At 70.1% G+C, this 5,834-nt stretch carries 6 protein-coding genes, 1 tRNA gene and 1 other RNA gene; 5 read left to right on the top strand and 3 right to left on the bottom strand.

Annotated elements, in window-relative coordinates; genetic code table 11:
* Positions 1–56 precede the first annotated feature (56 nt).
* The 3 genes from ffs (at position 57) to VIP82_RS11800 (ending at position 960) form a co-directional block, all read left to right on the top strand.
* Positions 57–153, top strand: an RNA gene (gene ffs, locus VIP82_RS11810) — signal recognition particle sRNA small type.
* Positions 152–236 (top strand) — tRNA-Ser (locus tag VIP82_RS11805). Before ffs ends, VIP82_RS11805 begins: the two co-directional genes overlap by 2 nt.
* 247 nt (positions 237–483) lie before the next feature.
* Complete coding sequence (locus VIP82_RS11800; RefSeq protein WP_331908770.1) at positions 484–960, top strand: hypothetical protein; 477 nt, start codon at positions 484–486, stop codon at positions 958–960.
* Here the strand turns inward: VIP82_RS11800 and VIP82_RS11795 are convergent.
* Positions 950–1,609: a GNAT family N-acetyltransferase gene (locus VIP82_RS11795; protein WP_331908768.1), complete on the bottom strand. Its 660-nt coding sequence runs from the start codon at positions 1,607–1,609 to the stop codon at positions 950–952. The genes VIP82_RS11800 and VIP82_RS11795 overlap by 11 nt on opposite strands.
* A 118-nt stretch (positions 1,610–1,727) precedes the next feature.
* Positions 1,728–3,572 carry a helicase HerA-like domain-containing protein gene (locus tag VIP82_RS11790; RefSeq protein ID WP_331908766.1) on the bottom strand — a complete coding sequence of 615 codons (1,845 nt, stop codon included), beginning with the start codon at positions 3,570–3,572 and terminating at the stop codon, positions 1,728–1,730.
* A gap of 88 nt (positions 3,573–3,660) precedes the next feature.
* Here VIP82_RS11790 and VIP82_RS11785 point away from each other — a divergent pair, with 88 nt between their 5' ends.
* Both VIP82_RS11785 and VIP82_RS11780 read left to right on the top strand, forming a co-directional pair.
* Positions 3,661–4,509 (top strand): endonuclease/exonuclease/phosphatase family protein, encoded by an 849-nt coding sequence (locus VIP82_RS11785; RefSeq protein WP_331908764.1) that lies wholly within the window; start codon positions 3,661–3,663, stop codon positions 4,507–4,509.
* Positions 4,510–4,518: 9 nt separating this feature from the next.
* Positions 4,519–5,136, top strand: a complete 618-nt coding sequence (locus tag VIP82_RS11780; protein WP_331908762.1) for a DUF2238 domain-containing protein — start codon at positions 4,519–4,521, stop codon at positions 5,134–5,136.
* Between the two features lie 21 nt (positions 5,137–5,157).
* Here the strand turns inward: VIP82_RS11780 and VIP82_RS11775 are convergent, their stop codons facing one another.
* On the bottom strand, positions 5,158–5,643 hold the full coding sequence (locus tag VIP82_RS11775; protein WP_331908760.1) for a hypothetical protein: 486 nt from the start codon (positions 5,641–5,643) through the stop codon (positions 5,158–5,160).
* Positions 5,644–5,834 lie beyond the last annotated feature (191 nt).

Here is a 5,834-nt window from a genome sequence, read left to right as displayed (position 1 = left end):
TCCGCTCGCTGAACCGGCCGCGGTCAAGACACCCGCCTGCGCTCGGGTAGACTGTCTCCGGCTCCTCACGTGGCGTCATCCAGGTCAACTCCCCCAGGGCGGAAACGCAGCAAGGGCAGCCGGGCTCTGGCGGGTGCGTGGGGAGTCCCCGGGAGGATTCGCCTAGTGGCCTATGGCGCACGCTTGGAAAGCGTGTTGGGTGCAAGCCCTCGGGGGTTCGAATCCCCCATCCTCCGCGGTAGATGAGTACGAGAACGGCCCCGATTCGTCGGGGCCGTTCGTCGTTTCCCGCCCCGTGTCCTCATTAATGCGGAATGGTGCGATTCCGCCGCGACGCCCATGATGAAGGGGATGTCAGCGGCGGCGATGGAACTGAGGAGTGGGGACGCAGGGGGCTCCTCCATCGAAGCGGCGGCAGCAGGGGGCGACGGCCTCAGGGTATTCACCCTGAGGCCACGCCGCTCCCTCGGACGGAGCGTCGGATTGCCGCTCCTCGCACTCGCGATACCGGTGCTCGCCGCCGAGATCTGGCTCATGGACACGCGCGATGCGTGGCCGGTCATGGCCGCGACCACCGCGGTCGTCCTGGCGGCGATCTTCGTCGCGTGGGTCGGCTATCGCCGCGCCAACGCATCGATCAGCCGCTACGGCATCGTCGAACGCGGCTTCTTCGGCGGCGTCTCGACCGTCGCGGCACGCGATGTCGCCGGAGTGCTGCGTGTTCACCTGTATCGGGCGAACAGCCTCGACACGACGCAGGAGCTCTTCGTGGTCGAACGCACCGGCCGCGGCGCGTTCCGGATGCGTGGCAGGTTCTGGGACGAGGCGACCATGGATCGGGTCGCCGAGGTGCTCGGCGTCGAGGAGACCGTCGGGTCGGAGCCGATGACCCTCGCCGACCTGCGCGAGGCGAACCCGCGCCTGCTCTACTGGTTCGAGCGGCGCTCGCTCACTCGCTGACGGCTGAGCCCGCCGCCGTCGCATCGCTCGTCGCGTCGCTCGTCGCGATGCCGAGCAGCGGCGAGCTCGAGCGACTCGACGGGAGCTCGTGGAATCCGAGCCGGTCGTAGAAGGCTCGGGCGCCCGTGTTCGCGGCGTCCATGCCGAGGTGCACGGCCGGCACCCCGCGTGCGGCGAGCGCGCCTCGGAGCGTGTCGATGAGGCGACGCCCGAACCCTCGCCCCTGCAGCTCGGGCAGGAGGTCGATGTGCAGGTGCGCCGGGTACTCGGCGAGCTCGTCGACGAGCATGCGCTCGGGCGCGGTTCCGGCCTCGATGAGCTGCGCATCGGTGAAGTCCGGTTGGTGGCCGGTCGGGGCGCCGGGCGACGGATGCCTCGCGGCGAACGCCGGCCCCCACTCCCGCCTCCACCACTCGACGAAGGCGGCGGTGTCGGCCACGCCGATCACGTAGCCGAGCACCCGATCGCCATCGGCGACGACGAACGCGAGCTCGGGCGCGTACTCGACGTAGGGCAGCGCGAACACCTCGGGCATCAGAGTGTCGTCGGAGTAGACCCCGGTGGCGTCCCCGCCCCCGGCCGCCGTGAGCAGGCAGATCCGGGCGACCTGATCGCGGTCGGCGGCACGGTACGGGCGGATCTCTGGCACGGGTCCATCCTCCCGCACTCGCTCGTCGGTCGAGTAGGCCCGCCAGGGCCGTATCGAGACCTCAGCGTGCGAGGTCTCGATACGCGCTTCGCGCTACTCGACCAGCGGGGGCGTGCGACTACTTGCGCCTGGCCATGCCGAAGATGCCGGTGATGACGGTCTTCAGCACGTTCTGCGTGGTCTTCGAGCCGAGCACCTGCTCGAGCGCCGACTTCTCCTTCGACCGCGAGGAGCGGGACCGCGAGGTCGTCGAGGTCTGCTTCATGAGCCGGTCGTACTCGGCCTGCGCCTTCTTGTCGGCCTTCGCGGCATCCGCTTGGATCTTCGCCTGCATCTTCGCGAACTCGGCGTCGGCCTTCGCCCTGGCCTCCGCCGCTTCTTCGGCGTCGACCTTCGCCGCGGCATCCGCGAGCTTCTTGGTCAGGATCTCGTGCGCCGACTCCCGGTCTATGCCGGTGCCGTACTTCGCGGTGAGCGGCGATGCCGCGACGGCCGCGTCGATCACGGCATCGGGCGATGGCGACATCGACGCCTGCGGGGCGCGCAGCCGGGTCCAGGCGACGGGACTCGGCGCCCCCTTCTCGTTCATGACGGTGACGATCGCCTCACCGGTGCCGAGCTGGGTGAGGGCCTCCTCGAGGTCGTAGCCCGACTTCGGGTACGTCGAGACGGTCGCCCGCAGCGCCTTCGCGTCGTCGGGGGTGAAGGCGCGCAACTGGTGCTGCACGCGGGAGCCGAGCTGGGCGAGCACGTCGGCGGGCACGTCCTTCGGCGTCTGCGTCACGAAGAAGACGCCGACCCCCTTCGAGCGGATGAGCCGCACGGTCTGCGTGATCTGGGCGAGGAAGTCCTTCGAGGCGTCGTTGAAGAGCAGGTGCGCCTCGTCGAAGAAGAACACGAGCTTCGGCTGGTCGAGGTCGCCGACCTCGGGCAGGTCGGTGAAGAGGTCGGCGAGCAGCCACATGAGGAACGTGGAGTAGAGCGCCGGCTTGTCGGCGACGCCCGGCACCTCGAGCAGGCTGATGACGCCGCGGCCGTCGGATGCCACTCTCAGGAACTCGGCCGTGTCGATCTCGGGTTCGCCGAAGAACACGTCGGCGCCCTGGTCGGCGAAGGTGATGAGCTCGCGGAGGATCACCCTGACCGTCGCCTTCGACAGGCCGCCGAGCCCTTCGAGCTCGGGCTTGCCCTCATCGCTCACGAGATAGGCGAGCACCGCGCGCAGGTCTTCGAGGTCGAGCAGGGCGAGATTGTTGTTGTTCGCGTAGTGGAAGACGAGGCCGAGGCTCGACTCCTGCGTCTCGTTCAGGCCGAGCGCCTTCGAGAGCAGCAGCGGGCCGAAGCCCGAGATCGTCGCCCGGATCGGCACGCCGCGGCCGACTCCGCCGAGCGAGTAGAACTCGGTCGGGAAGCTCGCGGGGGCCCACTGCTGGCCGATGCCCTCGGTGCGGGCGAGCAGCTTCGCGTTGCCCTCCCCCGGCGTCGCGACCCCCGACAGGTCGCCCTTGATGTCGGCCGCGAAGACGGCCACGCCGTGGGCCGAGAGCTGTTCGGCGAGCACCTGCAGCGTGCGGGTCTTGCCCGTGCCGGTCGCGCCCGCGACGAGCCCGTGCCGATTCGTCATCGCCAGCGGGATGCGCACCGGCACGTCGGGCCACGCCTCGCCGTTGACGAGCGCGCCGATCTCGAGCGCGGCGCCCTCGAGGGCGTAGCCGGCGCGGATCGCGTCGACCTGGGACTCGTCGAGCGGGCCGGATGTCGCGGTTGCGGGCGCCGGCGGCGCGGGCTCGGAGGGTGCCGCAGCATCCGTCGCCGTCGCCGCAGCCTCGGCCGCGGCCTTCGCGAGTGCCGCGGCTTCCTCGGCCCTGCGCATCGCCTCCTCGGCCTGCGCCTGCAGCGCCTTCGCCGCCGCAGCGGCCTCGGCGGCCGCCTCCTGAGCCTGCTTCACCGCGTCGTCAGCCATGGTGCGATCCTACGACGCACGCTGCGGGCCGCATCCGCGAACGCCGATGTCCCTCCGCCGCGCACGGACAGCTGCGTACGCTGGGCGCATGACGGAGGCCACGCTGATCGGACCGGTGAGCGAACCCGACGTGCACGTCATGACGTTCAATGTCCGACGCCGCACCACGACCTCGCTGCCGGGCAGTCCCGACCGCTGGAAGACACGCAAGCCGCTCGTGCGGCGTCTCCTGCGCGCCGAGCAGCCGACGCTCCTCGGCGTGCAGGAGGCGCTCGCCGTCCAGGTCGACGCAGTCGCAGACGCCCTCGGACCGCGGTATCGGTGGGTCGGTCATGGCCGCGGTGCCACAGGGACGGATGAACACTGTGCGATCTTCTACGACGCCGATCGGCTCGAGCTGACCGCGTGGCGCCAGAGGGCCCTGTCTGCGACACCCGATATCCCCGGCTCGAGGTCCTTCGGCAACCTCACCCGGCGCATCGTCGTGTCAGCGGAGTTCGCAGACACGACGGGGGCGAGACTGCTCGCCTTCAACACCCACCTCGATCACCTCTCGTGGCGCTCGAGGCTCGCATCGGCGGCGATGATCCTGGACCTGGTGCGGCGCGCGGAATCCGCGGACCCAGATGCGGCGATCGTCGTGACCGGAGATTTCAACGCGGGTGCCGGCTCCGCGGTCACGCGCCGCCTGACGGCGGAGGGAGCGCTGCGGGACGCCTGGGACGCCGCGTCCGAGCGGCTGACGCCGCCGTGGGGAACCTACTCGAACTACCGCGCGCCGCGCCCGGGCGGCAGCCGCATCGATCGCATCCTCGTCGGTCGACGGGTCGACGTGCTCCGCGCCGGGGTGAACGCAACGAGATTCGACGGCCGGGCGGCATCCGACCATGAACCGATGCAAGCCGTGCTCCGCCCCGCGATTCGCCCGACGATCTAGTCTGATGGCATGATCCGCACCTCGCTGCGGCGCCCCGAAGGACCGGCCGAGATCGTCGGCGACGTGCTCCGCGTGCTCAGCGTGCTCAGCATCGTCGTGGCAGGCATCGGCTGGGGCCCGCTCTCGGGGTTGAGCTTCGTGGCGGCGTCGGCCGCGATGCTCGTCCCCCGACTGCTCCGAGTCCGGCCCGCCTTCGACATCCTCTTCGGCACGGCGGTGCTCCTCTCGACCTGGAGCAGCGTGCTCGGACTCTTCATCGCGGCGCGCTGGTGGGACCTCCCCATGCACTTCTTCACCAACGGCATCGTCGCGGCGATGCTCTACGTCGTGCTCGTGCGATTCCACGTGCTCGCCGACGCCGAAACGCTCCCGCGCCCCGTGCTCTCGGCCGCGCTCATGGTCACGGCGCTCGGACTCTCGCTCGGTGTGCTCTGGGAGCTCTTCGAATGGTTCGGCCGCACCTATCTCGACCCGGAGATCCTGACGGGGTACGCGGACTCCCTCGGCGACCTCCTGCAGGGTGGTCTGGGCTCGCTCGCCGCCGGCCTGTCCATGCCGTTCCTCGCGGGTCGTCCCGGTCGGAAGAGTGAGCAGCTTCCCGCACGGAGGGCCGGCCATTCGAGCTGAGCGCGCACGCGGGCGCGCCAGTCACGTCAGGCGGATCGTCGGACGCAGGCGTTCGGGCTTCGCGATGCCGAGGCGGGCCATGCGCGCCGCCGAGTTCAGGTAGAGGAACGCGAACGCGGCGAACTGCAATGCCGCGCCGATCATGAGGCCGATCGTCGCGCCGCCGGGCAGCTCGGTGACTCCTGCCACGGTCAGTGACAGACTCAGCAGCGACATCGCCGCGAACACCGCGAACAGGATCCCGAGCCGGCGGCTGAGCGTCGGCCATGCCGTCATGCGCCACCATGCCCGCGGTGGATCGATCGCTTCGTCCCGGCCGCGGAAGATCCGAACAGCAATGGCGAAGGCCGCGAGGTTCAGGAGCGTGTTGACGATCTCGAGCGCGACGCCGGGCGTGCCGAGCCGGCTGAGCAGGTCGGCGAGCGCGTATCCGACGATCCACGCGACGACGATGTAGAGCACCTTGAGCTCCCAGCGCACGATCCTGAACGCTGGCGCCTTCTCCATGGTGTCTCCTTCGCCGACCAGTGGTGGCCTCAACCTACTCCGCGCACGGTCTACTCCGCGCACGGTCACGAGGGGAACGGCAACGCCCTCCCGGTCTCGACCCACGACTTGAAGCTCGAGAGCACGAGCGGCCAGGTGTCAGAGGTCTCGGCCTCGGCGGGGTGGCCTTCACTCCACTCGTCATTGGTGAA

This window comes from Microbacterium sp. (genome assembly GCF_036566905.1).
Taxonomy (GTDB): domain Bacteria; phylum Actinomycetota; class Actinomycetes; order Actinomycetales; family Microbacteriaceae; genus Microbacterium.
Note: the sequence above shows the minus strand (reverse complement) of the source record. Positions and strands in the feature narration are given on the sequence as shown.